Raw genomic sequence first — 21,756 nt, forward strand, 5'->3', positions numbered from 1 at the left:
GGCATCCGGGTCCGACGGTGTGCGGCCGGCGACGGTCGCGGTGCGGCCAACGACGGTCGCCGAACTGCGGCCAACGACGGTCGCGGTGCACGCGGTGGTGTGAAAAGCCTCCGCGTACGCCCCTGACCTTGGACATGCCCCACCCGGAAGGGGTGTACGCGCGTGCCCGCACTTGTGCTGCTCGGTGCTCAGTGGGGTGACGAAGGCAAGGGAAAGGCCACCGATCTGCTCGGTGGCTCGGTGGACTACGTAGTGCGCTACCAGGGCGGCAACAACGCCGGCCACACGGTCGTCGTCGGTGACCAGAAGTACGCACTCCACCTCCTCCCTTCCGGGATCCTCTCCCCCGGCTGTACGCCGGTCATCGGAAACGGCGTCGTCGTCGACCCGTCGGTCCTGCTCTCCGAGCTGAGCGGTCTGAACGAGCGCGGAGTCGACACGTCGAAGCTGCTCATCAGCGGCAACGCGCACATCATCACGCCCTACAACGTCACTGTCGACAAGGTGACGGAACGCTTCCTCGGAAAGCGCAAGATCGGCACCACCGGCCGCGGCATCGGCCCGACCTACGCCGACAAGATCAACCGCGTCGGCATCCGGGTCCAGGACCTCTACGACGAGTCGATCCTGACCCAGAAGGTCGAGGCCGCGCTCGACGGCAAGAACCAGCTCCTGACCAAGCTGTACAACCGGCGCGCGATCGCCGTCGACCAGGTCGTCGAGGAACTGCTCGGTTACGCGGAGAAGCTCGCTCCGTACGTCACCGACACGGTCCTGGTCCTCAACCAGGCGCTGGACGACGACAAGGTCGTCCTCTTCGAGGGCGGTCAGGGCACGCTCCTCGACATCGACCACGGCACGTACCCCTTCGTCACCTCCTCGAACCCGACCGCGGGCGGCGCCTGCACGGGCGCGGGCGTGGGCCCGACGAAGATCAGCCGGGTCATCGGCATCCTGAAGGCGTACACGACCCGTGTCGGCTCGGGCCCGTTCCCGACCGAGCTGTTCGACGAGGACGGCGAGGCGCTGCGCCGCATCGGCGGCGAGCGGGGCGTCACCACCGGCCGGGACCGGCGCTGCGGCTGGTTCGACGCGGTCATCGCCCGCTACGCGACCCGGGTGAACGGCCTGACGGACTTCTTCCTCACCAAGCTCGACGTCCTCACCGGCTGGGAGCAGATCCCGGTCTGCGTGGCGTACGAGATCGACGGCAGGCGCGTCGAGGAACTCCCGTACTCGCAGTCCGACTTCCACCACGCGAAGCCGGTCTACGAGACCCTGCCGGGCTGGTCCGAGGACATCACGAAGGCGAAGTCGTTCTCCGACCTGCCGAAGAACGCGCAGAACTACGTCAAGGCACTGGAGGAGATGTCCGGCGCCCCGATCTCCGCGATCGGCGTGGGCCCGGGCCGGGACGAGACGATCGAGATCAACTCGTTCCTGTAGGGGGCCTGTAGGGGTGTGGCTGAGCCCGGCGGCGGTCCACGTCGCCGGGCTCAGCCATGAGTCGGGATCCCGCGTGCGGGCGGCACGAACGCACCGTGCCGTCCACACGAGCCGCAGTCGACTCTTGCCCTTCGTACGTCCGGAGACCGCGCGGTACCGTCGACGGCACAGCGAACGTCCACCGACCGGGAGCACACCGTGACCGCCCTGCCCGCGGACCCTCAGGCCGACGAGCCGCTCATTCCCATGCCCGCGCTCACCCCTGGCGCCCTGCGCACCGCTGTCGAGAGCCTGACTCCGAGCCGGATGCCGGCCTTTGTGAGTGATCTTGTCGATGCGACCACCAGCGCCCAGCAGCTTCAGTCGTTCGCACCGCTGCGCACGTTCGTCCACACCTGGGGTGTCTTCGTGGCGATCCAGCGGCGTCCCGCGCGCGCTGCCCGCCTGCGTCACCTGGAGGAGGTGGTCAGTGCCGGGCTGGAGGACCCGGCCGACGCCATCGCCGAGATCAGGAAGATCCATGCGGACGCCCGGGCCGAGGCCGGCCTGTGACCGACTGGAAGTGGGACTACAACCCGAGCGAGGAATACCTGACCGACGGCCTGCCCGTCGGTGTGATCGCCGAAGTGGAGCGGATCGCCATCGAACTGGCCGCGCTCGGCCGTGATGCCGAGACGGCTGGAAGCAGGCCCGAGGACAAGCCCGGAGGACTGCGGAACTTTCCCCTCTTCGGCGGACGTGGCTTCATCCAGTTCCTCGCGGTTCCCCGGCACGAGTGTGTGTACGTCTGCAACATCGTCTGGAACGGGTGAAGGAGATCAGGCCGGCCTCCACGAGCCCCGGCGCTGATCGAGAACGGTGTGGACGGGGGGCCTCTGCCCGGCGACCCGCGCCCGGCTTCCGCGTCCCCGGCGCAGGACAATCGAAAGATGAGCGTCCACCGGAACGCCCGATGCCGCGGTCCGTACGGCGGTGACGGTGACCAGGCCGACGGCACCGGCTGTGACGACCCCGCCGTCTTCGAGGTCGCGCGGTACCGGCTGCCCGCGTTGCGGGTCTGCGCGGTGCATCTGGGGCCCTGTCTGCTGCTGGCGGGCGGGGTGCTGTGGCCGCCGGAGATCCGGCTGATCGGCCGACCCTGACCCGCCCGTGCAACTGTTCGACACCTGGTGATCGTCTGTCCCCCCGACGGAAGGGGGCGCGGCGATGATCGTGACACGGCTCAAGGGGCTGGCGCTGCTCGCGCTGTCCGTGCTCGCCGCGCTGGGCTGCTGGGCGGCCTTCACCACCTGGCTGGTGTCGGACCGTGTCAGCTACCGGGCCTATGAGACGGCCCCGACCTGCCCCGACGGCGCGCCCGAGCGGCGCTACGAGGACTGTCTGCGGACGGTGACGTTCACCGTCGACGCCACGAAGGTCGACCGGGGGAAGCGGGGCGGACTCCGCGCGACCCTGTCCGGCACCCCCTACTGGGACGGTGTCGTGCTCTTCGGTGATCCCGGCCCGGTGCTGGAGGAGCTGCGGCCCGGGGACCGGATCACCGGCACGGTCTGGCGCGGCGAGGTCGTGTCGATCGCCGAGAGCGACGCCCGTGGCGTCCGCCAGCGCACCTCCGACGCCCCGCGCGACGAACCCCAGATGCCGGCCGCACTCGGTACCGGCCTCGGCCTGCTGGCCGCCCTGACGCTGGTGTTCGGCGGCGCGCGGCTGCCGGGACCGGGCCCGCACGCGTGGTTCGCCTGGCGGCCGTACGGCAAGCGGCTGCTGATCCTGACGGTGAGCGTGTCCGTCGCCCTGGGGCTCGTCGGTGTGTGGACCGGTCTGGTCTGGTGGCTGGTGCCGGCCGTCGAGGTGACGCTCGTCGCCCTCGGAGCCGTGCTGATCTACGGCTGGGACCGGCCGGAGGGAGATATGCGGCAAACCGGAATAACCTGAATCTGCCGCAATCTCCCGGAGAAGGTGAGTGCGATGCGCGTACTGCTCAAGGCGAGCATGGACACGGAGAAGGCGAACGAGGCGATCCGCAACGGCACCCTGGGCAAGCTGATGCAGGAGACGATGGAGCAGATCAAGCCCGAGGCCGCCTACTTCACCACCGACCACGGCCGGCGCACCGCCTTCATCGTCTTCGACCTGGAGGACCCCTCCAAGCTGCCGGTGATCAGTGAGCCGTTCTTCCTCAACCTCAACGCCGAGCTGACCTACAGCCCGGTGATGGACATGGCGGACGTGCAGAAGGGGCTCTCGGAGCTGGGGCGTTGAGTCGCACGGCCGGCCTCTAGCTGAACACGATCATCGATCCCTGGGCCAGGCTCCGGGTCGCCGCCGCGTGCAGTCCGAGCCAGACGTGCCGCTCGCGCGCGAAGGGGCTCGGGTCGTAGGGCGCCGGGACGGCGGGCTCCTCCAACTCCGTGGGCGCGGACGGCGCCTGCGGTGCGGAGGGCGGGTTCGCCGGATCGATCCCGATGGCCGGGGCGACGAACTCCAGCTCCCGCAGCAGGGCCTGCGCGGAGCCCAACGGGCCGCCGCCGGCGAGCAGTTCGTCGTTGGCCAGCGGCTGCGGGAAGTCCACCGGGACATACGCGCCCGCGTGGTCGTAGTGCCAGACCAGATGCGACTGCTGGGCCGTCGACTCGAACATCTCCAGGAGCTGTTCGTAGTCGCCGCCCAGCTCGTCCACGGGGGTCACCGGCAGTCCGCAGACCTGGAGCAGATAGACGCGGCGCAGGAAGTGCAGGGCGTCGTAGTCGAAGCCGGCCACCGGGGCGACCTCGCCGGACAGGCCCGGCATGTACTGGAACACCGGCACCGGGGGGAGCCCCGAGGCGGCCAGCACGTCGTTGTACTGCGCGAGTTCGTCGGCGAAGGGGTTGTCGGGGGTGTGGCACAACACGTCGACGAGCGGTACCAGCCACAGGTCACAGGCCAAAGAGAGCTCCTCACTCAGCGGGTCGGCGGCAGCGGGCCGGTGTCACCCGGTGTACCCCATGGTGCGTCGGACAGTCATCGGACGGTCAGGGAAGAGTAGTCGGTACGGCCCCTCTCAGCTCCGGTCGTGCAGGTCCCATACCCACACTCCGCCCACCCGCCCCCCGCGGCGGCCCACGAGCTCGTCGACCGTCTCGCGCAGCGCGTCCGCGTGCGGCTGCGGCCCGAGCACCAGCACCCCGGCCCGCCAGTACGCCAGGTCCGCCCGCGCCGCGGCCCGCGCGGCGTCGTCGATCACCGGGACGACGCCGGTCTGCCGGACGTCGTGCAGCAGACCGGCCGTGAACCGCATCGGGACGCCGTAGACACCGCTGCGGTCGCCGTCGCCGTAGGGGCCGTTGAAGTAGCCGCCGGGCATCCGGAAGCCCAGGCCGGTGGCGGTCTGCCAGTGCAGGGCCTCGGCGTCGGCGGGTTCGGCGAGCGGCACCGGGACCAGGGTCTCGCCGGCGCGGACGTACGACCGCCAGGTCCCGTCGGTGAAGAAGGCGGGCACCTCGGCGCGCGGCTCGGACCGCAGCGGGGCCGGGACGAGCGGGAGCAGCGCCAGGCAGACGACGGCGAGCCCGGCGTACCGGGTGCCGGGCCGCCGGACCTTCGGGAGCCGGTCGACGGCCAGGGCGAGCAGCATGCCGAGCGGCGGGGCGCAGACCAGCGCGACCCGGCTCTCGATGACCGACTCGAACAGCGGCCGGTCCGCCAGGAGTGCCCACGGTCCGGGGACCGTGACCTGCGTGAACGGGACGTGGACGGAGGAGCCCAGCGAGAGCACGGCGGCGGCCAGCGCGGTGAGGGCCAGCGCGACGACGACCGGTCGCCGCCGCAGCCGTACGGTGATCGCGAGGGCGAGCAGGGCCAGGGGCCAGCCGTAGAAGGCGTTCTGCTCGGTCGGGTTGAGGGAGAGGGCGTCGGCGCGGGCCGCGTCGCCCGCGAGCAGGGAGCGCTCGGCGAACGTGAGCAGCGCGCGCACGGTGTTGGCGGTGCCGGGGCCGTGCTCGATCCCGGTGTAGCTCTGCGGTCCCGAGAACTGCCAGGCCAGCGGGTAGACGACGAGCGGCAGACAGACGGCGGCGGCGACCGCGAGGCCGCGCAGCAGGGGGCGTACGGCGGTGCGCGCCAGGTCCGGGCGTACGGCGGCGTGGGCGAGGGCGAACAGCAGCATGCCCAGCGCGGCGAGCAGCAGGGCCTCCTCGCCCAGGAAGAGCTGGTAGGCCGTCATCAGGCCGAGGACGACCGCGTCCCGGGTCCGCGCCCCGTCGGCGCCGGCCAGGCGCAGGGCGCGTTCGACGATCGGCGGGATCATGAACAGGACGACGAAGTTGGGGTGCGCGTTGGCGTGACTGACCAGCGGGGGCGCGAACGCGGCGAGCGCGGCGCCCACGAAGGCGGCCGAGCGCCGCTCCACGAGTCGGCGCAGGATCAGCCGGTACCAGGCGACGGCGGTGGCGGCCAGGCCCAGCACCATCACCAGGCTGAGCGTGACGGCCGGGCCGAGGAGCAGGGTGACGGGCGTGAGGGGGACCGAGAGACCCGGCATGGTGGTGTTGGCCATCAGGTTCACCCCGTCGGGGAAGCCCTGGAGGCCGGTGAAGAGCGGGTTGCGCAGGTGCGCCACGTTGTCGGCGGTCACCGCGAAGAACCACTCCCACTGGTTCTGGTCCTGGAGGGAGTCGGTGAGATAGCGGTGGGCCGGGTCGAACACGCGCCCGGAGTACAGCGCGACGGACAGGACCAGGAAGAGGACGGCGGCCAGGGCGTCCGCGGGCCGTACGGAGTGCAGCCGCAGCCGTACCAGGTCGCGCAGGAACCGCGGGTAGTCCAGCGGGCGGACCTTGGAGCCGGGCCGGTGCGACCAGTGCACCGGGACCTCCGCGACCGGCCATCCGGCCCGCCGGAAGTGGCGCAGCACCTCCACGTCCACGGCCCAGCCGTCCAGCCGGGAGGCGGCGAACGCGGCGCGGGCCTTGTCGCCGTCGAACAGCTTGAAGCCGCACTGGGTGTCGCGGATGCCGCGCAGGGTGGTCCCGCGTATGAGGAAGTTCCCTGCCGTGCCGAGGAGTTCACGGATCCGGCGCTGGCGCGCGCCGAGCGTGGCGCCCGGCACCGCACGGGAGCCGATCGCCGCCGCGTGCCCCTCGGACAGCGCCCGCTCCAGATGCGCCAACTCCTCGACGGGCGCGGCGAGATCGGCGTCCATGACGAGGACCCGGCGGCCCCGGCTCGCGGCGATCCCGAGCCGCAGGGCGTGCCCCTTGCCCCGGTTCACCGGGTCGCCGACGAGCCGGACTTGGGGGTCGCGTCGGCCGGTGACCACCTCGCGGGTGCCGTCGGTGGAGCCGTCGTCGGCGACCACGATCTCCCAACTCCCGCCGGACTCCCCGAGATACCGGGTGACCGCGTCGAGCGTGGGCCCGATCCGCCGCTCCTCGTCATAGGCGGGGACGACGACGGAGAGGTCGGGGACGCCGGTGTCGGAGAGGTCCGGGACGCCGGTGCCGGAGGGGGCCGGTGGGGGGTCGGCCGGTGCGGTGTGGACCGGTGGAGGCTCGGCCGGTGCGGTGTGGGCCGGTTCGGGGCCGGGGAGGTCGCTCGCCCGCTGTTCCAGCGCGCCCTCCGCGCTCATCCGGCCGCCAGGCGCTCGATCAGCGCGACGGAGTCGGCGTTGTACGCGGCGAGCATCGCGCGGGCGGTGCCGGTGTCCTGGCGGTACAGGGCGTCCACGAGGTCGGTGTGCCCGGACCACAGATGGCCGCGCAGATCGCTCAGCCGGCGCAGATGCTGCACCGTGCACACCCAGGTCTGCACCCGCAGCCGGTGCAGGAAGTCGGCGAGGTAGGGGTTGCCGAACAGGGCGGACAGCTCGCGCCAGAAGCGCAGGTCGTAGCCGATCAGCACGGTGAGGTCGCCGGCGGTGGCGGCCCGCTGGGCCTCCTCGCCGCGCCGCCGCACCCCGGCGACGGCGGCCGCTATCCGGGGGTCGTCGGGGCGGTGGAAGCGTTCGCTGTCCTGCTCCATGCGCAGGAACATGCCCTCGATGATCAGGGCGCGGGCCTCGATCATGCCCCGGTAGTCGGCGACCGAGTACGCGTGCACCCGGAAGCCGCGGTGCTGGTCGGCCTCCAGCAGCCCCTGCGCCGAGAGGTCCACCAGCGCCTCGCGGACCGGGGTGGCGGAGACGCCGTACTGCTCGGCGATCTCCTTGACGGTGAACTCCTGCCCGGCCTGGAGCCGCCCCGCCAGCACCTCGTCGCGGAGCGCGTCGGCGATCTGCTGCCGCAGGGTGCTGCGCGTCACGGCGCCGTTGCCACTGCTGCCGGGCATGTTCGGGGTGTCTCCCTCGTACGGGTCGATGGCGTGCTCGCCGTTGTGTACGAGCACGCCACCTTACGCGTTCGAGGAATTCAAGAGCCGGTGCGAACGGGGCGCGAAACATGTGCCCCGCCTGTGACCGCGCTCGCGGCCCGCTGTCAGCCCTCCGTGTGCGCGTCGGCCGCCGTGAGGGCCGCGTCCAGGGCCGCCAGGCCCTCCTTCAGCTCGGCCTCGCCGGTGTTCAGCGGCGGCACGAAGTGGGTGCGGTTCATGTTCACGAACGGCCACACTCCGGCCTGCTTGGCGGCGGCGGCGAAGGCGGCCATGGGCGCGTTGGCCTCGCCGGACGCGTTGTACGGCACCAGCGGTTCGCGGGTCTCGCGGTTCTTGACCAGTTCGAGCGCCCAGAACATGCCGACGCCGCGCACCTCGCCGACGCTCGGGTGCCGTTCGGCGAGTTCCCGCAGGCCGGGCTCGACGACGGACGCGCCCAGGTCGCGGGCGTTCTCGACGACGCCCTCCTCCGCCATGACGTTGATCGTCGCGACGGCCGCGGCACAGGCCAGCGGGTGCCCGGAGTAGGTCAGCCCGCCCGGGTAGGCGCGCTTGCCGAAGGTCTCCGCGATCGCGCCGGAGATGGCGACGCCGCCGAGCGGGACGTATCCCGAGTTCACGCCCTTGGCGAAGGTCATCAGGTCCGGGACGACCCCGAAGAGGTCGGCGGCGAACCACTCACCGGTGCGCCCGAACCCGGCCATCACCTCGTCCAGGACGAAGACGATCCCGTACTTGTCGCAGATCTCCCGCACGCCCGCGAGATAGCCGGGCGGCGGGACCATGATCCCGGCCGTGCCGGGGACCGTCTCCAGGATGATCGCGGCGATCGTGGCGGGCCCCTCGAAGGCGATCGTCGTCTCCAGGTGCTCCAGCGCCCGCGCGCACTCCTGCTCCTCGGTCTCGGCGTAGAAGCGCGAGCGGTACAGGTACGGCGCCCAGAAGCGCACCACCCCGGCGGAGGCGCTGTCGGAGGGCCAGCGGCGGGGGTCGCCGGTGATGTTGACGGCCTGCTGCGTACCGCCGTGGTACGAGCGGTAGGCCGAGAGCACCTTGGGGCGGCCGGTGTGCAGCCGGGCCATGCGCACGGCGTGCTCGACGGCGTCGGCGCCGCCGTTGGTGAAGAAGATCTTGTCCAGGTCGCCGGGGGTCCGCTCGGCGATCAGCCGGGCGGCCTCGGAACGGGCCTCGACCGCGAAGGCGGGCGCGAAGGTGGTCAGACGCGCGGCCTGCTCCTGGATCGCGGCGACGACCTTCGGGTGCTGGTAGCCGATGTTGGTGTAGACGAGCCCGCTGGTGAGGTCGAGGTACCGCTTGCCCTCGTAGTCCCAGAAGTACGACCCCTCCGCGCCGGCCACGGCGAGCGGGTCGATGAGGTCCTGCGCTGACCAGGAGTGGAAGACGTGCGCGCGGTCGGCGGCCTTCACGGCCGCGCCGGCCCGGGGGTCGGTCTGAGGGGTCATGGCGCGAGCGTAGATGTCCGCGATGCGGAACCGGTATGGGCGTCCTGTCTGCGGTCGGGGCCTTTCCGCGACAGGTTGTCGGGCGTGGGGAAGCGGGAGGCAGGGATTGACAGCATGCTGCATAAGTGACAGCATCCTGTCATCTGAACGGTGGACTTTGGAGGAGCCATGAGCCGCAAGCCCGTGTATCTCGCCGTGTACGACACCTTCGCCGACTGGGAGACGGGGCACGCGACGGCGTACCTCGCGCGGGGCGGGTACGAGATCCGCACCGTCGGGGCGTCCACGGACCCGGTGACCAGCATCGGCGGGCTGCGCGTCCGGCCCGACCTGGCGCTGGACGACGTACGCCCCGAGGACGGCGCGCTGCTGATCCTCCCGGGCGCCGACCTGTGGGACACCTCGGACGACCTCGCGCCCTTCGCCCGCACGGCCCGCGCGTTCCTCGCCGCGGGCACGCCGGTCGCGGCGATCTGCGGGGCCACCGCGGGGCTCGCCCGCGAGGGGCTGCTCGACGACCGGGACCACACGAGCGCGGTCTCCTTCTACCTGGCCGCGACGGGCTACGACGGCGGCGGACGGTACGTCGAGAAGGACGCGGTCACCGACCGGGGCCTGATCACCGCGGGCCCCACCGAGCCGGTCGCGTTCGCCCGTGAGGTCCTCGGACTGCTCGGCGTGTACGAGGGCGAGGTGCTGGACGCCTGGTACCGGCTGTTCCACGACTCCGACCCGGAGGCGTACGCCGTCCTGGAGAAGGCCGGGGCGCGGTGAGCGGCCCGGAGCCCCAGGAGCTGCTGAGCGGCAGCGCGCTCGCGGTCTTCCGCCTCAACGGCCAGTTCCTCGCGGTCGCCGAGGAACTGGCCCGCCCGGCCGGCCTCACCGCCGCCTGGTGGCAGGTGCTCGGCGCGGTGCTGGGCGAGCCGCTGCCGGTGTCCGGGATCGCCCGCGCCATGGGCATCACCCGGCAGAGCGTCCAGCGCATCGCCGACCTCCTGGTCGACCGCGGCCTGGCCGAATACCACCCCAACCCGTCCCACCGCCGGGCCAAACTCCTGGCCCCCACCCCGGAGGGCCGCACAGCGATCACCCGCATCGACCCGGGCCACGCGGCCTTCGCGAGCCGCCTGAGCGAGACATACGGCGAGACGGACCTGGCGGCCCTGGTGGCGGGCCTGCACCGCCTGACCCGGGTCCTGGAGGAACTGGGCCTCCCGACACCTGCCGAGGCCGGGCCGGACACGCGGCGGTAGCCCGGCGTCAGTCGCGAGCGGGCTGGTGACGACGGTGGCTCCGCCGGGCCCGCTGGGGCCGTGGAGGGCTGCCACGGCGCCGCCATCGCCCGGCGCGGCTGCGGCGCCGCGGGGCCCGCGCGTCGGCGGGGGAGGGGGCGGGCCGGGCCCGGACGAGCGTGTGGCTCTCGGGGGTGGGTTGGCTGTCGACGGCAGGGGGGTTGCCCGGGTGTCCGGCGGGTGTCGGCCTGTTTCCCGTGCCGGGGCGGTGCCGGGCGTGTGGCTCTCGGGGGCCGGTCGGCTGCCGGCGGCGGGAGGGGTTGCCTGGTCGTTCGGCGGATGTCGGCCTGTTTCCCGGGCCGGGGCGGTGCAGGGCGTGTGGCTCTCGGGGGCCGGTCGGCTGTCGACGGCGGGAGGGGTTGCCTGGTCGTTCGGCGGATGTCGGCCTGTTTCCCGGGCCGGGGCGGTGCAGGGCGTGTGGCTCTCGGGGGCCGGTTGGCTGTCGGCGGCGGGAGGGGTTGCCTGGTCGTTCGGCGGATGTCGGCCTGTTTCCCGGGCCGGGGCGGTGCAGGGCGTGTGGCTCTCGGGGGCCGGTCGGCTGTCGACGGCGGGAGGGGTTGCCTGGTCGTTCGGCGGATGTCGGCCTGTTTCCCGGGCCGGGGCGGTGCAGGGCGTGTGGCTCTCGGGGGCCGGTTGGCTGCCGGTGGCGGGAGGGGTTGCCTGGTCGTCCGGCGGACGTTGGCCCGTTCCCTCTGCTGAGGCGATGCCGGGCGCGTGGCCGGGGCGCGGTACCGCTGCCCGAACGTGGCCCATGGCGCCTCGCGCCGATCGTCCGGGCACCCGGTGGGGCCTCGCCTCGGGCCGGTGGGCCGGGTTGTGCCGGGCCCCGGGCGCGTGGCCCTCGGGGGCTGGTCGGCAGTCGGCGGGCGTGGGGGAGAAGCCGGTCCACCGACGGACGTCGACCGGCCCTGTTACGTAATCGTGGACCCCGTGTCGCCCGACTCCCCGAAAAGGCCGATTATCCTCGCCCCGATCGCATGTGTGGGGAGAAGGTGAGGCGGCGATGGAGAAGCTGGGCCCGGGGGATCCGCAGCGGATCGGCGCCTATCGGCTGCTGGGCCGGCTCGGTGCCGGTGGAATGGGGCAGGTCTACCTCGCGCGTTCGGACCGGGGGCGGACCGTCGCGGTCAAGCTGGTGCGGCCGGAACTGGCGGCCCGGGAGGAGTTCCGGGCCCGGTTCCGACAGGAGGTGCGCAACGCCCAGCGGGTCGGCGGCTACTGGACCGCGCCCGTCCTCGACGCCGACACCGAGGCCGCCGTGCCCTGGGTCGCCACCGGCTATGTCGCGGGGCCGAGCCTCCAGCAGGTCGTCGGCACGGACTTCGGCCCGCTGCCCGAGCGTTCGGTGCGCATCCTCGGGGCGGGTCTCGCGCACGCCCTGACCAACATCCACGCCGCCGGGATCGTCCACCGCGACCTCAAGCCGTCCAACGTGATGCTCACCATCGAGGGCCCCCGCGTCATCGACTTCGGTGTCGCGCGGGCCCTGGAGTCGGTGTCCGAGAGCGGGCTGACCATGACCGGCGCGGTGATCGGCTCGCCCGGTTTCATGGCGCCCGAGCAGGTCCGCGGCGAGGCGGTCACCCCGGCCAGCGACGTCTTCTGCCTGGGCTCCGTCCTCGCCTACGCCGCCACCGGCACGCTCCCCTTCGGCGGCACCGAGAGCGGTGTGCACGCCCTGCTGTTCCGGGTCGCCGAGGAGGAACCGGCCCTCGAAGGTGTCCCCGGCGGCATAGCCGAGCTGGTCCGGGCCTGCCTGGCCAAGGACCCCGCGGACCGGCCCTCGCTCGCCTGGATCCTGGAGCGCACCGGCGTCCAGGACACCGTCACCGACGGCCACTCCCGCGACCCCTGGCTGCCGGGCGCGCTGGTCGCCCAGCTCGGCCGGCACGCCGTACAACTGCTGGACGCCGAGGACCCGGACGCCACGCCCGAGCACGGCGGACGGCAGGGCGACGACGCCTCCGGCGACCGGATCCGCACGATGGTCGCGCCCCGTCCGCCCCAGGCACCCGCCGCGCACCCGGCGTACGGCGGCGGCCCGCAGCAGCACCCGCAGCCGTCCGCCTTCCCCCAGCAGCACCAGCCGTCCGCCCCCTGGCCGACGACCCCGGCCCAGCACAACCCGTACACCTCGCCGAACGCCCACCACTCCTACACCCCGCACAACGCGTACGCCCCGCACCCCGGCCAGCCCGCCGCCCCCGGCCGGGGCGTGCAGCCGTTCGACCCCTTCGGCCCCGCCGCCCCGCACGTCCCCGGGTTCGAGGAGCCGGAGTCGCCGCGTCGCGGCCGGGGCACCGTCCTGCTCGTGGTGATCGCCGTGATCGTGGCGCTCGCGGCCGGCGGCTCGGTGTACGCCTACCTGAACGGCGACGACGGCGGGACCACGGCCACCCCGACCGGCACCCGCAGCTCGGCCGCGGCCGGTCCGGACAGCCCCGACCCCGCCGTCACGGACGAGGAGTCGGCGTCGCCGTCCCCGTCCGCCTCGAAGAAGGAGGACGGCACGGTCCCGGACGACTACCTCGGCGTCTGGACCGCCAGCATCGACAACGAGACCGGCAACAACACCCGCCGCCTCACCCTCACCCAGGGCGAGGTGGGCGACGCGGTCCTCACCCTGATCGCCGACGGCGACTCCTACCACTGCGAGTTCACGGCGAAGCTCGCCGCCGAGCCCACCGGCTCGGGCCCCCTGGAGATCGGCCCGTCCAAGGTCACCACCGGCCGCCCCCTGTCCTCCTGCACCCCGGGCGCCGCCACCCAGGTCAGCCTGCTCTCGGACGGCCGCCTCCAACGCGTCAACGAGGAGACCGGCGAGAAGCTCACCTACACCCGCCGCTGAACCGCTCGGCGCGGGCTCCGACGACAGCGGGAGGCGCCCTGCGTCGACGGTGCGGTGCGGTGCCGGTCGGCCACGCCCGCGGAGGGTCGTTCAGCGCGGCTCCGGGGCCGTTGGCGGGGCATGTTGGAGCGGGCGTCGGCCCCCGGCGGCAGCGGGAAGCGCCCCGTCCCGGCGGCGCGATCGGCCACGCCCGCCGGGGTCCGGAGTCGGAGGGGTGTTCAGCGGGGCTCCGGTGGCCGTCGGCGCGGCATGTCCGGCTTGGCGCCGGGCCCCCGGGCGGCGCGGTCGGCTGCACCCGCCGGTGAGCCCAGGCGACCGGGGCGGCGAGTCGCTCAGCGGGGCTCCGGTGGCCGTCGGCGCGGCATGTCCGGCTTGGCGCCGGGCCCCCGGGCGGCGCGGTCGGCTGCACCCGCCGGTGAGCCCAGGCGACCGGGGCGGCGAGTCGCTCAGCGGGGCTCCGGTGGCCGTCGGCGCGGCATGTCCGGCTTGGCGCCGGGCCCCCGGGCGGCGCGGTCGGCTGCACCCGCCGGTGAGCCCAGGCGACCGGGGCGGCGAGTCGCTCAGCGGGGCTCCGGTGGCCGCTGGCGCGGCATGTTCGGCCTGGCGTTCGCCCCCGGTGGTAGCGGGAAGCGGCTCTGCCCGCCGGGGCCCTCCGCTCGGCCACCGAAGCCGTTCGCCGACTGGATGGCGAGTGGGGCCGAACCGGTTCTGAACTCGACCATCCAGTCCGCCGTCTCCGCGCGCACCAGCTCGGTCATGTCCTCGGAGAACCTGCGCAGCACCCCCAGGCACCGCTCCGCCGCCTCGCTCGCCGTTCCCTCCGCCGGGCCCAGCACCTCCCGCACCCCCTCCGACGCCCAGTCGAACTGGAGCACCTGGAGCCTGCGCTGCACCGCCTGCGCCGTCGCCACGTCCCGCATCCACCCGGACGTCACCCCGAAGAACCGGTCCACCCCCACACACGCCACCGCCACCAGCAGCGCCAGATACCCCCACGGCGCGGACCCGCTCAGCACCCCGGTCAGATCCAGCAGCGGCAGCGCCGCCCCGGTCACCGCCCCCGCCGCCGCCCCGCCGCGCAGCACCCGCGCGCCCCGCCGCTTCCACACCCGGTCGGAGAGATACCAGGCCGCCGTCTGGAGCGCCCCGCGCTCCACCCACCGGTACAGCTCGTCCAGCCGCTCCGCGGGCTCGCCCCAGTCCCCGAGCGGCAGCGTCCGCCCCGTCAGATCGCCCGGCCGCGCCCCGGCCGCGCCCTCACCGCCCCGCCCGTCCTGAGGCGGGCCCTCGGGCTGCATCTCCGGCTGCTGCGCCACCCGGCACTCCCAACTGATCCCGACTGATCCCGACTGATCCGACTGATCCCGGCCGATCTCACCCTGTCCCGAACGGAACGCGAACCGAACGCGAACCGACCGCGAGCCGGACACAGCCGACCGTCACCGATCACGGACGGTGACGCCGCGTGGGACTCCCGTGACGTCCGATGACACCGATACTGCTGATGCTCCGGATCCTTCCTACCGCCCAATGGGTGGCGAAGAGGAAGGTTTCGCCTGCTTTCCGCCCGGAAGTGGGCCTTGATCAGGTATACGCCGCCTGGTGAACTCACTCGAAAGAGTGCTGGGGCGACACCCGCACAGAGCACGTAGGCTCGTGCCAGGCGGGAAAACCCGCCCCCGACGGCGGTACGGAACAGGAGCTGATCGTGATTCCCGGTGGTGGCCAGCCCAATATGCAGCAGCTCCTCCAGCAGGCCCAGAAGATGCAGCAGGACCTGGCCCGCGCCCAGGAGGAACTGGCGAACACCGAGGTCGACGGCCAGGCGGGCGGCGGTCTGGTGCGGGCCACGGTCACCGGCTCCGGCGAACTGCGCGGGCTGCGGATCGACCCCAAGGCGGTGGACCCGGAGGACACCGAGACCCTCGCCGACCTGATCGTCGCCGCCGTCCAGGCGGCCAACGAGAACGCGCAGACCCTCCAGCAGCAGAAGCTCGGCCCGCTCGCCCAGGGCCTCGGCGGCGGCGGTATTCCCGGGCTGCCTTTCTAAGACCGGCCTCCCCCAACTACCGTACGTTCTCAACGAACCCAGGAAGGACGGCAGTCCGTTGTACGAAGGCGTGGTCCAGGACCTCATCGACGAACTGGGGCGGCTGCCCGGCGTCGGTCCCAAGAGCGCGCAGCGGATCGCCTTCCACATCCTCCAGGCGGAGCCCACCGACGTACGGCGTCTCGCGCAGGCCCTGATGGAGGTCAAGGCGAAGGTCCGCTTCTGCGCCACCTGCGGCAATGTCGCGCAGGAGGAGCTGTGCGGGATCTGCCGCGACCCGCGCCGCGACCCCACGGTCATCTGTGTCGTGGAGGAGCCGAAGGACGTCGTCGCGATCGAGCGGACCCGTGAGTTCCGCGGCAAGTACCACGTGCTGGGGGGCGCGATCAGCCCGATCGAGGGTGTCGGACCCGACGATCTGCGGATACGGGAACTTCTCGCGCGGTTGGCCGACGGTTCGGTCACGGAGCTGATCCTGGCCACCGATCCGAACCTGGAGGGCGAGGCCACGGCGACGTACCTCGCCCGCATGATCAAGCCCATGGGCCTGAAGGTCACCCGCCTGGCCAGCGGCCTCCCGGTGGGTGGCGACCTGGAATACGCGGACGAGGTCACTCTGGGCCGCGCCTTCGAGGGGAGACGACTCCTAGATGTCTGACGCCACGCTGCACGCGACCGAGCAGAACCCGGACGACTTCGCGGTCCAGATCGCGGACCAGGTGGAGAGCTTCCTGGTCGCGGTGACGGAGGTAGCGAAGGGCGACGAACCGGGCTCCGCCGTGCCCTTCCTCCTGCTGGAGGTCTCCCAGCTCCTGCTGGCCGGCGGCCGCCTCGGCGCCCACGAGGACATCCTCCCCGACGAGCGCTACGAGCCCGACCCCGGCTTCGAGCCGGACGTGGACGAACTGCGCGAGAACCTCGCCCGGCTGCTGGACCCGGTCGACATCTACTCCGAGGTCTTCGACCCCTACGAGCCCCGCCGGGCCCCCGTGCCGGCCCGGATCTCCGACGACCTCGCCGACGTCATCGCCGACCTGCGCCACGGCATGGTCCACTACAAGGCCGGCCGCACCACCGAGGCGCTGTGGTGGTGGCAGTTCTCCTACTTCTCCAACTGGGGCTCCACCGCCTCGGCCACCCTGCGCGCCCTGCACTCGGTCCTGGCCCACATCCGCCTGGACCAGCCCCTCCAGGAACTCGACGGCCTCGACACCGACCAGGCCACGATGGGCGACGAAACCCTGGAATTCGAGGCGGGCCAGGTCATGGCGAAGGAGATCGGCGGCCAGTTGGGCATCCGCTCCTGACGGATCCCACCGTTCCCCGTCACTGCCGATCACCTCTTCGCTACCGGGACTATTCGCAGTGCACCGGGCTTCAGCCCGGTGGTGAAGCGAATCTGAGTAGCTGTTGTCGTTCCGATCTTGAGGGGTGTGTGTCGAACGGGAGTCTCGATCGGGTGATCGCAGCTGGTCGCGGGCATGAAGGCAGGGCCTCTTGGTAGCTCGGGGTTGCGAAGCCAACCGAGATCCAGGAGACCCTGTTGCCGCAGTTGTACGTGCTCACGCCGGTGGAGTTCAACTCGGCTGCACCGACGTGTGATTGTGTCGCTCACCGGTTCGGAAACGCGGCCGATCACCCGGAACGTGTTCGGCGGTATCCCTCGGACATGACGGACGCGGAGTGGGCCGTGGTCCGGCCGCTGCTGCCCGTGCCGGGCTGGCTGCGGGGTCGGGGCGGACAGCCGGAGGCTTACTGCCACCGGGCAATACTCGATGCGACCCGCTACCTCGTCGACAACGGCATCAAGTGGCGGGCCATGTCGGCCGACTTCCCGCCGTGGGACCGCGTCTACGCGTTCTTCCGCCGCTGGCGCGACCACGCCCTGGTCAAAGAGTTCCACGACCGGCTGCGATCGAGGATCCGCGAGAGGAACGGACGCAACACGGAGCCGACAGCCGGGGTGATCGACTCGCAGTCCGTCAAGGCGGACGCGGTCGTAGGCGCCGACAGTCGCGGCTTCGACGGCGGCAAGCTGATCAATGGCCGCAAGCGGCACGTCGTGGTCGACACGCTCGGCCTGCTGCTGGGCGTGATGGTCACCGCCGCGGACACCGGAGACCGTGCCGCCGCCCGGGTCCTGCTCGGGCAGGTCGCCGACGTGCACCACCGGCTGGAGCTGGTCTGGGCCGACGGCGGCTACACCGGCAATCTCGTCGAGCGCTGCCTCACCGCGCTCGCCCTGGTTCTTGCGATCGTCAAGCGCAGCGACAACATGCGCGGCTTCGTGGTCCTGCCCAAGCGGTGGATCGTCGAGCGCCTCTTCGCCCACCCTGATGCGCACCCGCCGCCTCGCACGCGACTACGAACGCCGCACCACCAGCGCCGAGGCGATGATCTACTGGTCGATGACCTTGCTCATGACCCGCCGCCTGGCCCGGCCACACCCGCAGCCAGCGTGAACCGGCCCGGCTGCCCCTCGGCCAGCCAGCCGCGCGCGACCAGACGTTTCGCCTTCGACCGCAACGCCTCCACCTTGGCCGGCACTGCGTCCAGACCGAACAACACGGCCAACTCCTGGCAGGTCAGCGGCCCTTGATGGAGCCGGTCCCGGTCGGCGAGCGCCCCAAGGATGCGCTGGTAGTCCACCGACAGCACCGACCAGGCCAGCCCCTCACGCCACACCGGCACCTGCGACCTCGCCCTCGCCGCCTGCCGGGACGTCGAGCCCGCGACCGTGCCGGGGACGACCTCCTCGACAGCGATGCTGCCGCCGTCCGGAGCCAGGACCGTGCCCACTCGCCTGCGGGCGATCGCCCACTCCTGCCATTCCTCCTCGGCCGCGGCCAGCTCGGCCTGGATGCGATCGGCTTCCTCACGCAACCCCTCGACACGACGACGAGCAGCGAGCTCGTGCTGTTCCAGCAGTCCGACCACCGACGGCATCCGCGACCTCCCGGGGAGCGACGACACGACACGCCACCACTCCCACCGAATCGCCGACCCTATGCCTGACCAGCGAAAACATCGCCCTCAGATTCGGAACGACAACAGCTTCTGAGAGCTGCTCTGACCTCAGCTGTGTGCACGGATCCGCACTGTCCACCTCGGCCAAGGTCAGAGCGGCCGGTTCTGCTGCTCGATGTACTGCTTCACGATGCTGAGCGGCGCGCCGCCGACGGAGCCGGCGAAGTACGAGCCGGACCAGAGTCGTTGTGCCCGCCAGTAGTGGCGGACCAGGTCAGGGAACTCCTGGCGGAGCCTGCGGGAGGACACGCCTTTGAGGGAGTTCACCAGCCTGGACACGGCGACCTTCGGCGGGAAGTTCACGAGCAGGTGGACGTGGTTGTTCTCGCCATTGAACTCGACCAGCTCGGCCTCGAAGTCCTCACACACGGCCCGCATGATCTCCTCGCACCGCGTCAGATGCCGGTCGGCGAAGACCTTGTGCCGGTACTTCGTCACAAAAACCAAGTGGACATGCATGCGGAAGACACAGTGACGACCAGTGCGAACGTTCTCATCGATACCCATAAACCAACTGTGTATCATGATCCGCGTGCAGCTTCGGTACAGCTTCCGCTTGTACCCGAGCGCCGGTCAGCGCATGGCGTTGGCGAGGGCGTTCGGGTGCGCGCGGGTGGTCTACAACGACGCCCTCAGGGCTCGGGAGACCGCCCGCAGCGAAGGCATGCCGTTCCCCAAGACCGGCGATCTGTCGAAGGCGCTGATCACCGAGGCGAAGAACACCCCGGAACGGGCCTGGCTCGGCGAGGTCTCGGCGGTGATCCTCCAGCAGTCGCTTCGCGACCTGGACACCGCGTACCGGAACTTCTTCGACGGCCTCAAGGGCAAGCGCCCGCGCATGGGAGCACCGCGGTTCAAGTCGAAGCGGGACACCCGGCAGTCGGTCCGGTTCACCGCGAACGCCCGCTGGTCGATCACGACCGGCGAGAAGCTGCGCCTGCCGAAGATCGGCGACCTGAAGGTGAAGTGGTCGCGGACGCTGCCCTCCGTGCCGTCGACAGTGACGGTGGTCAAGGACAGTGCGGGCCGGTACTTCGCGAGCTTCGTCGTCGAGACCGGCCCGGAGGAAGTCCTCCCCGAGACCACACCCGAGGTGGGCGTCGACCTCGGTCTCGGGCACTTCGCCGTCCTCTCGGATGGCACGAAGGTCGACAGCCCGCGCTTCCTGCGCCGGGCCGAGAAGCGACTGAAGAAGGCACAGCGTGCCCTCTCCCGCAAGGAGAAGGGCTCGAGCAACCGGAACAAGGCCCGGATCAAGGTCGCCCGCGCACACGCGCAGGTGGCCGACGCGCGCCGCGAGTTCCACCACCAGCTCTCCACGAAGCTGATCCGCGAGAACCAAGCGGTCGCCGTGGAGGACCTGGCGGTGAAGGGACTCGCCCGCACGCGCCTGGCGAAGTCCGTCCACGACGCCGGATGGTCGGCGTTCGTGTCCATGCTGGAGTACAAGGCCGCCCGGTACGGGCGCACCTTCGTGAAGATCGGCCGGTTCGAGCCGACCTCCCAGGTGTGCTCGCGGTGCGGTGTCAAGGACGGCCCCAAGCCGCTGAACGTCCGCGTATGGACGTGCCAGGCGTGCGGGGCGGTCCTCGACCGGGACATCAACGCGGCGGTCAACGTCGCCAAGGCCGCCGGACTGGCGGTGTCAGCCTGTGGAGCGCAGGTAAGACCGGGACTCGTCCCGGCACCGCGCAGCGAGGCAGGAACCCACCCGAAGCCCTCACCCGTCCGGTGGGAGCAGGCGGGAATCCCCGGCCTTTAGGCCGGGGAGGATGTCAAATTCGGTAGCGGAGGTGGATGCCGTGACCGGTGACAACAACCAGCCGCCCGCCGCGTGGCGTTACAGCGGCGACCAGCTGAAGCGCTGGCGGACGAAGGCGGACGTCACCCGGGAGAAGCTGGCGTCTGCCGCCAACTACTCTCCGGAGACGATCGGGTCGATGGAACGCGGCGTGCGTCGCCCGACTCCCCGTGTACTGGACATCGCGGACGCACTGTGCGACGCGGACGGGATGTTGAGTGCGGCGAAGAAGTTCCTGGACCGCGAGAGGTTCCCGGCGCGAGCCCAGGACTTCATGGAGCGGGAGCGGGAGGCGACCTGCATCTGGTCGTACGAAGTCACGTACATCCCGGGCCTGTTGCAGACCAGGGAATACGCGCGCGCTCATCGACAACCACGTTCCGCTGCTGGACGAGGAGACGGTCGAGGAGCGCATCGCGGCCCGCATGGAACGACAGGCCGTCCTCGCCGAGCGGAAGCCGCCGGTCGGTCTGAGCTTCGTGCTCTACGAGGCTGCGCTGCGCTGCCCGTTGGTGGACGGCGAGCAGTTGCGTCGACTGCTGGAAGCGGCCCGACCTCGCAATGTCGTGGTGCAGGTGCTGCCGTTCGACCGTGTCGTTCCGGCGGCGCTGCTGGGGCCCATGGTGCTCCTGGAGACCCGGGACTACGACCGATTCGCTTTCACCGAAGGGTCGTTCGCCAGCGAGCTTTCGTCCGATCCAGGGGTTGTCAGCCGCGTGACCGAGCGACTTAGCATGATCCGTACGCAGGCCCTCGACCCGGACGAGTCGGCCCGTTTCATCGAGCGGATGGTGGATCAACGTGAGTGAACGCCTGAAGTGGTTCAAGTCCAGCTACAGCGACAGCGAGGGCGGCAACTGTGTCGAGGTCGCCCTGGACTGGTTCAAGTCCACGTACAGCGACGACGAGGACGGCGCCTGCGTCGAGGTCGCCCTCTCCGCCGATGTCCACGTCCGTGACTCCAAGGTCGCCGACGGCCCCGCGCTGAGGGTCGCCGCGTCCACCTGGGAGGCGTTCCTCGCCGGCACCCGGCTCGGGGCCTGAGGCCCGCCCGGCGGCCCAAACTCCGTGAAGTAAATCCTTCGGTCCATAGGACCTCGTCGAGTACCAGGGAAGCGATTTTTTGCGTCTCGGTGGCTGCTCGGCGATGGGTCGGCCGGTGGTGTTGGTGAGGAAGCGTGTCATCCGCGCGCCGCCGGCATGAGCATTGGGGTATGGGTCCGCAGACACCCGCCGACCTTGCATGGTTTGCCAGTGACGCCGCGGGAGAGGCGGACGCAAGGCACTGCGATACCAGCAGCATATTTACGCCATTCAACATCTGACCTGCAGCAAGGACGGGCTGCGTCCGTTTCTGATCGGGCCGAATCGCACATGCTCAGATGTGCGCAGCCGATGGAGTGTGCGGCCTGCAGCACACGTTGGCGCCGGGACAGCAACCCGCCAAACGCACCAATAGGTGTCGCGTACATGACGTGCAG

At 71.5% G+C, this 21,756-nt stretch carries 21 protein-coding genes and 2 pseudogenes; 16 read left to right on the forward strand and 7 right to left on the reverse strand.

Translation table 11 applies throughout. The features are described 5' to 3' along the window. Nucleotides 1-162: 162 nt before the first annotated feature. The 6 genes from G6W55_RS13880 to G6W55_RS13905 all read left to right on the forward strand — a co-directional run bounded on the left by G6W55_RS13880 (nucleotide 163) and on the right by G6W55_RS13905 (nucleotide 3,708). Complete coding sequence (locus tag G6W55_RS13880; protein WP_175521141.1) at nucleotides 163-1,446, forward strand: adenylosuccinate synthase; 1,284 nt, start codon at nucleotides 163-165, stop codon at nucleotides 1,444-1,446. A 198-nt stretch (nucleotides 1,447-1,644) separates the two neighbouring features. Then, on the forward strand, nucleotides 1,645-1,998 hold the full coding sequence (locus tag G6W55_RS13885; RefSeq protein ID WP_309243711.1) for a DUF6247 family protein: 354 nt from the start codon (nucleotides 1,645-1,647) through the stop codon (nucleotides 1,996-1,998). Next, on the forward strand, nucleotides 1,995-2,258 hold the full coding sequence (locus G6W55_RS13890; protein ID WP_175521142.1) for a hypothetical protein: 264 nt from the start codon (nucleotides 1,995-1,997) through the stop codon (nucleotides 2,256-2,258). The genes G6W55_RS13885 and G6W55_RS13890 overlap by 4 nt, the downstream gene beginning before the upstream one ends. Nucleotides 2,259-2,375: 117 nt before the next feature. After that, nucleotides 2,376-2,588, forward strand: coding sequence for a hypothetical protein (locus G6W55_RS13895; protein WP_175521143.1), 213 nt, complete (start codon nucleotides 2,376-2,378; stop codon nucleotides 2,586-2,588). A 64-nt stretch (nucleotides 2,589-2,652) separates the two neighbouring features. Continuing rightward, nucleotides 2,653-3,381: a hypothetical protein gene (locus G6W55_RS13900; RefSeq protein ID WP_175521144.1), complete on the forward strand. Its 729-nt coding sequence runs from the start codon at nucleotides 2,653-2,655 to the stop codon at nucleotides 3,379-3,381. Between the two features lie 33 nt (nucleotides 3,382-3,414). Beyond that, on the forward strand, nucleotides 3,415-3,708 hold the full coding sequence (locus tag G6W55_RS13905) for a DUF3303 family protein (protein ID WP_030782017.1): 294 nt from the start codon (nucleotides 3,415-3,417) through the stop codon (nucleotides 3,706-3,708). A 16-nt stretch (nucleotides 3,709-3,724) separates the two neighbouring features. On the opposite strand, the gene G6W55_RS13910 is transcribed toward G6W55_RS13905, so the two are convergent. From G6W55_RS13910 to G6W55_RS13925, 4 genes are all read right to left on the reverse strand, one after another. Further along, a complete protein-coding gene (locus tag G6W55_RS13910; protein ID WP_030782020.1) occupies nucleotides 3,725-4,375 on the reverse strand; it encodes a hypothetical protein in 651 nt (216 codons plus the stop codon). 114 nt (nucleotides 4,376-4,489) lie between these two features. Next, nucleotides 4,490-7,054, reverse strand: coding sequence for a dolichyl-phosphate beta-glucosyltransferase (locus G6W55_RS13915; protein WP_175521145.1), 2,565 nt, complete (start codon nucleotides 7,052-7,054; stop codon nucleotides 4,490-4,492). Next, nucleotides 7,051-7,752, reverse strand: a complete 702-nt coding sequence (locus G6W55_RS13920; RefSeq protein WP_175521268.1) for a GntR family transcriptional regulator — start codon at nucleotides 7,750-7,752, stop codon at nucleotides 7,051-7,053. Before G6W55_RS13920 ends, G6W55_RS13915 begins: the two co-directional genes overlap by 4 nt. Nucleotides 7,753-7,898: 146 nt before the next feature. Continuing rightward, nucleotides 7,899-9,257, reverse strand: coding sequence for an aspartate aminotransferase family protein (locus G6W55_RS13925; RefSeq protein WP_175521146.1), 1,359 nt, complete (start codon nucleotides 9,255-9,257; stop codon nucleotides 7,899-7,901). A gap of 168 nt (nucleotides 9,258-9,425) precedes the next feature. Between G6W55_RS13925 and G6W55_RS13930 the strand changes: the two genes are divergently transcribed. The 3 genes from G6W55_RS13930 to G6W55_RS13940 all read left to right on the forward strand — a co-directional run bounded on the left by G6W55_RS13930 (nucleotide 9,426) and on the right by G6W55_RS13940 (nucleotide 13,397). Then, nucleotides 9,426-10,031 carry a type 1 glutamine amidotransferase family protein gene (locus tag G6W55_RS13930; RefSeq protein WP_175521147.1) on the forward strand — a complete coding sequence of 202 codons (606 nt, stop codon included), beginning with the start codon at nucleotides 9,426-9,428 and terminating at the stop codon, nucleotides 10,029-10,031. Beyond that, nucleotides 10,028-10,510 carry a MarR family winged helix-turn-helix transcriptional regulator gene (locus G6W55_RS13935; protein WP_175521148.1) on the forward strand — a complete coding sequence of 161 codons (483 nt, stop codon included), beginning with the start codon at nucleotides 10,028-10,030 and terminating at the stop codon, nucleotides 10,508-10,510. Before G6W55_RS13930 ends, G6W55_RS13935 begins: the two co-directional genes overlap by 4 nt. 1,042 nt (nucleotides 10,511-11,552) lie before the next feature. After that, nucleotides 11,553-13,397, forward strand: coding sequence for a protein kinase (locus tag G6W55_RS13940; RefSeq protein ID WP_175521149.1), 1,845 nt, complete (start codon nucleotides 11,553-11,555; stop codon nucleotides 13,395-13,397). Between the two features lie 560 nt (nucleotides 13,398-13,957). Here G6W55_RS13940 and G6W55_RS13945 read toward each other — a convergent pair. Next, nucleotides 13,958-14,695: an SLATT domain-containing protein gene (locus G6W55_RS13945; RefSeq protein ID WP_175521269.1), complete on the reverse strand. Its 738-nt coding sequence runs from the start codon at nucleotides 14,693-14,695 to the stop codon at nucleotides 13,958-13,960. Nucleotides 14,696-15,105: 410 nt separating this feature from the next. Here G6W55_RS13945 and G6W55_RS13950 point away from each other — a divergent pair, with 410 nt between their 5' ends. From G6W55_RS13950 to G6W55_RS13965, 4 genes and pseudogenes are all read left to right on the forward strand, one after another. Continuing rightward, a complete protein-coding gene (locus G6W55_RS13950; RefSeq protein ID WP_175521150.1) occupies nucleotides 15,106-15,447 on the forward strand; it encodes a YbaB/EbfC family nucleoid-associated protein in 342 nt (113 codons plus the stop codon). A 58-nt stretch (nucleotides 15,448-15,505) separates the two neighbouring features. Further along, the gene (gene recR / locus G6W55_RS13955; protein WP_175521151.1) at nucleotides 15,506-16,105 is read left to right on the forward strand and encodes a recombination mediator RecR; all 600 of its coding nucleotides are present in this window, start codon (nucleotides 15,506-15,508) and stop codon (nucleotides 16,103-16,105) included. Then, a complete protein-coding gene (locus G6W55_RS13960; RefSeq protein WP_175521152.1) occupies nucleotides 16,098-16,754 on the forward strand; it encodes a DUF5063 domain-containing protein in 657 nt (218 codons plus the stop codon). The genes recR and G6W55_RS13960 overlap by 8 nt, the downstream gene beginning before the upstream one ends. Before the next feature lie 362 nt (nucleotides 16,755-17,116). After that, nucleotides 17,117-17,719: pseudogene (locus G6W55_RS13965) on the forward strand (IS5 family transposase); the annotation flags it as partial. A 146-nt stretch (nucleotides 17,720-17,865) separates the two neighbouring features. Here G6W55_RS13965 and G6W55_RS13970 read toward each other — a convergent pair. Next, a complete protein-coding gene (locus G6W55_RS13970; RefSeq protein ID WP_254876249.1) occupies nucleotides 17,866-18,393 on the reverse strand; it encodes a hypothetical protein in 528 nt (175 codons plus the stop codon). Nucleotides 18,394-18,564: 171 nt separating this feature from the next. Further along, nucleotides 18,565-18,981, reverse strand: coding sequence for an IS200/IS605 family transposase (gene tnpA / locus G6W55_RS13975; RefSeq protein ID WP_175521154.1), 417 nt, complete (start codon nucleotides 18,979-18,981; stop codon nucleotides 18,565-18,567). Nucleotides 18,982-19,006: 25 nt separating this feature from the next. Here tnpA and G6W55_RS13980 point away from each other — a divergent pair, with 25 nt between their 5' ends. The 3 genes and pseudogenes from G6W55_RS13980 to G6W55_RS13990 all read left to right on the forward strand — a co-directional run bounded on the left by G6W55_RS13980 (nucleotide 19,007) and on the right by G6W55_RS13990 (nucleotide 21,319). Then, nucleotides 19,007-20,236, forward strand: a complete 1,230-nt coding sequence (locus G6W55_RS13980) for an RNA-guided endonuclease TnpB family protein (RefSeq protein ID WP_175521155.1) — start codon at nucleotides 19,007-19,009, stop codon at nucleotides 20,234-20,236. A 10-nt stretch (nucleotides 20,237-20,246) separates the two neighbouring features. Next, nucleotides 20,247-21,084: pseudogene (locus G6W55_RS13985) on the forward strand (helix-turn-helix domain-containing protein). Then, nucleotides 21,077-21,319 (forward strand): DUF397 domain-containing protein, encoded by a 243-nt coding sequence (locus tag G6W55_RS13990; RefSeq protein ID WP_175521156.1) that lies wholly within the window; start codon nucleotides 21,077-21,079, stop codon nucleotides 21,317-21,319. The pseudogene G6W55_RS13985 and the gene G6W55_RS13990 overlap by 8 nt, the downstream one beginning before the upstream one ends. Nucleotides 21,320-21,756 lie beyond the last annotated feature (437 nt).

The sequence above is a fragment of the Streptomyces sp. CAI-85 genome, from assembly GCF_013363615.1.
In the GTDB taxonomy this organism is placed as follows: domain Bacteria; phylum Actinomycetota; class Actinomycetes; order Streptomycetales; family Streptomycetaceae; genus Streptomyces; species Streptomyces antibioticus_B.

Bases quoted from the DNA above. Each gene is read 5' to 3' on its own strand.
- G6W55_RS13895 (WP_175521143.1), top strand. From the start codon at position 2,376: ATGAGCGTCCACCGGAACGCCCGATGCCGCGGTCCGTACGGCGGTGAC.
- G6W55_RS13900 (WP_175521144.1), top strand. From the start codon at position 2,653: ATGATCGTGACACGGCTCAAGGGGCTGGCGCTGCTCGCGCTGTCCGTG.
- G6W55_RS13905 (WP_030782017.1), top strand. From the start codon at position 3,415: ATGCGCGTACTGCTCAAGGCGAGCATGGACACGGAGAAGGCGAACGAG.
- G6W55_RS13915 (WP_175521145.1), bottom strand. From the start codon at position 7,054: ATGAGCGCGGAGGGCGCGCTGGAACAGCGGGCGAGCGACCTCCCCGGC.
- G6W55_RS13920 (WP_175521268.1), bottom strand. From the start codon at position 7,752: ATGCCCGGCAGCAGTGGCAACGGCGCCGTGACGCGCAGCACCCTGCGG.
- G6W55_RS13925 (WP_175521146.1), bottom strand. From the start codon at position 9,257: ATGACCCCTCAGACCGACCCCCGGGCCGGCGCGGCCGTGAAGGCCGCC.
- G6W55_RS13930 (WP_175521147.1), top strand. From the start codon at position 9,426: ATGAGCCGCAAGCCCGTGTATCTCGCCGTGTACGACACCTTCGCCGAC.
- G6W55_RS13940 (WP_175521149.1), top strand. From the start codon at position 11,553: ATGGAGAAGCTGGGCCCGGGGGATCCGCAGCGGATCGGCGCCTATCGG.
- G6W55_RS13945 (WP_175521269.1), bottom strand. From the start codon at position 14,695: ATGCAGCCCGAGGGCCCGCCTCAGGACGGGCGGGGCGGTGAGGGCGCG.
- G6W55_RS13960 (WP_175521152.1), top strand. From the start codon at position 16,098: ATGTCTGACGCCACGCTGCACGCGACCGAGCAGAACCCGGACGACTTC.
- G6W55_RS13970 (WP_254876249.1), bottom strand. From the start codon at position 18,393: ATGCCGTCGGTGGTCGGACTGCTGGAACAGCACGAGCTCGCTGCTCGT.
- tnpA (WP_175521154.1), bottom strand. From the start codon at position 18,981: ATGGGTATCGATGAGAACGTTCGCACTGGTCGTCACTGTGTCTTCCGC.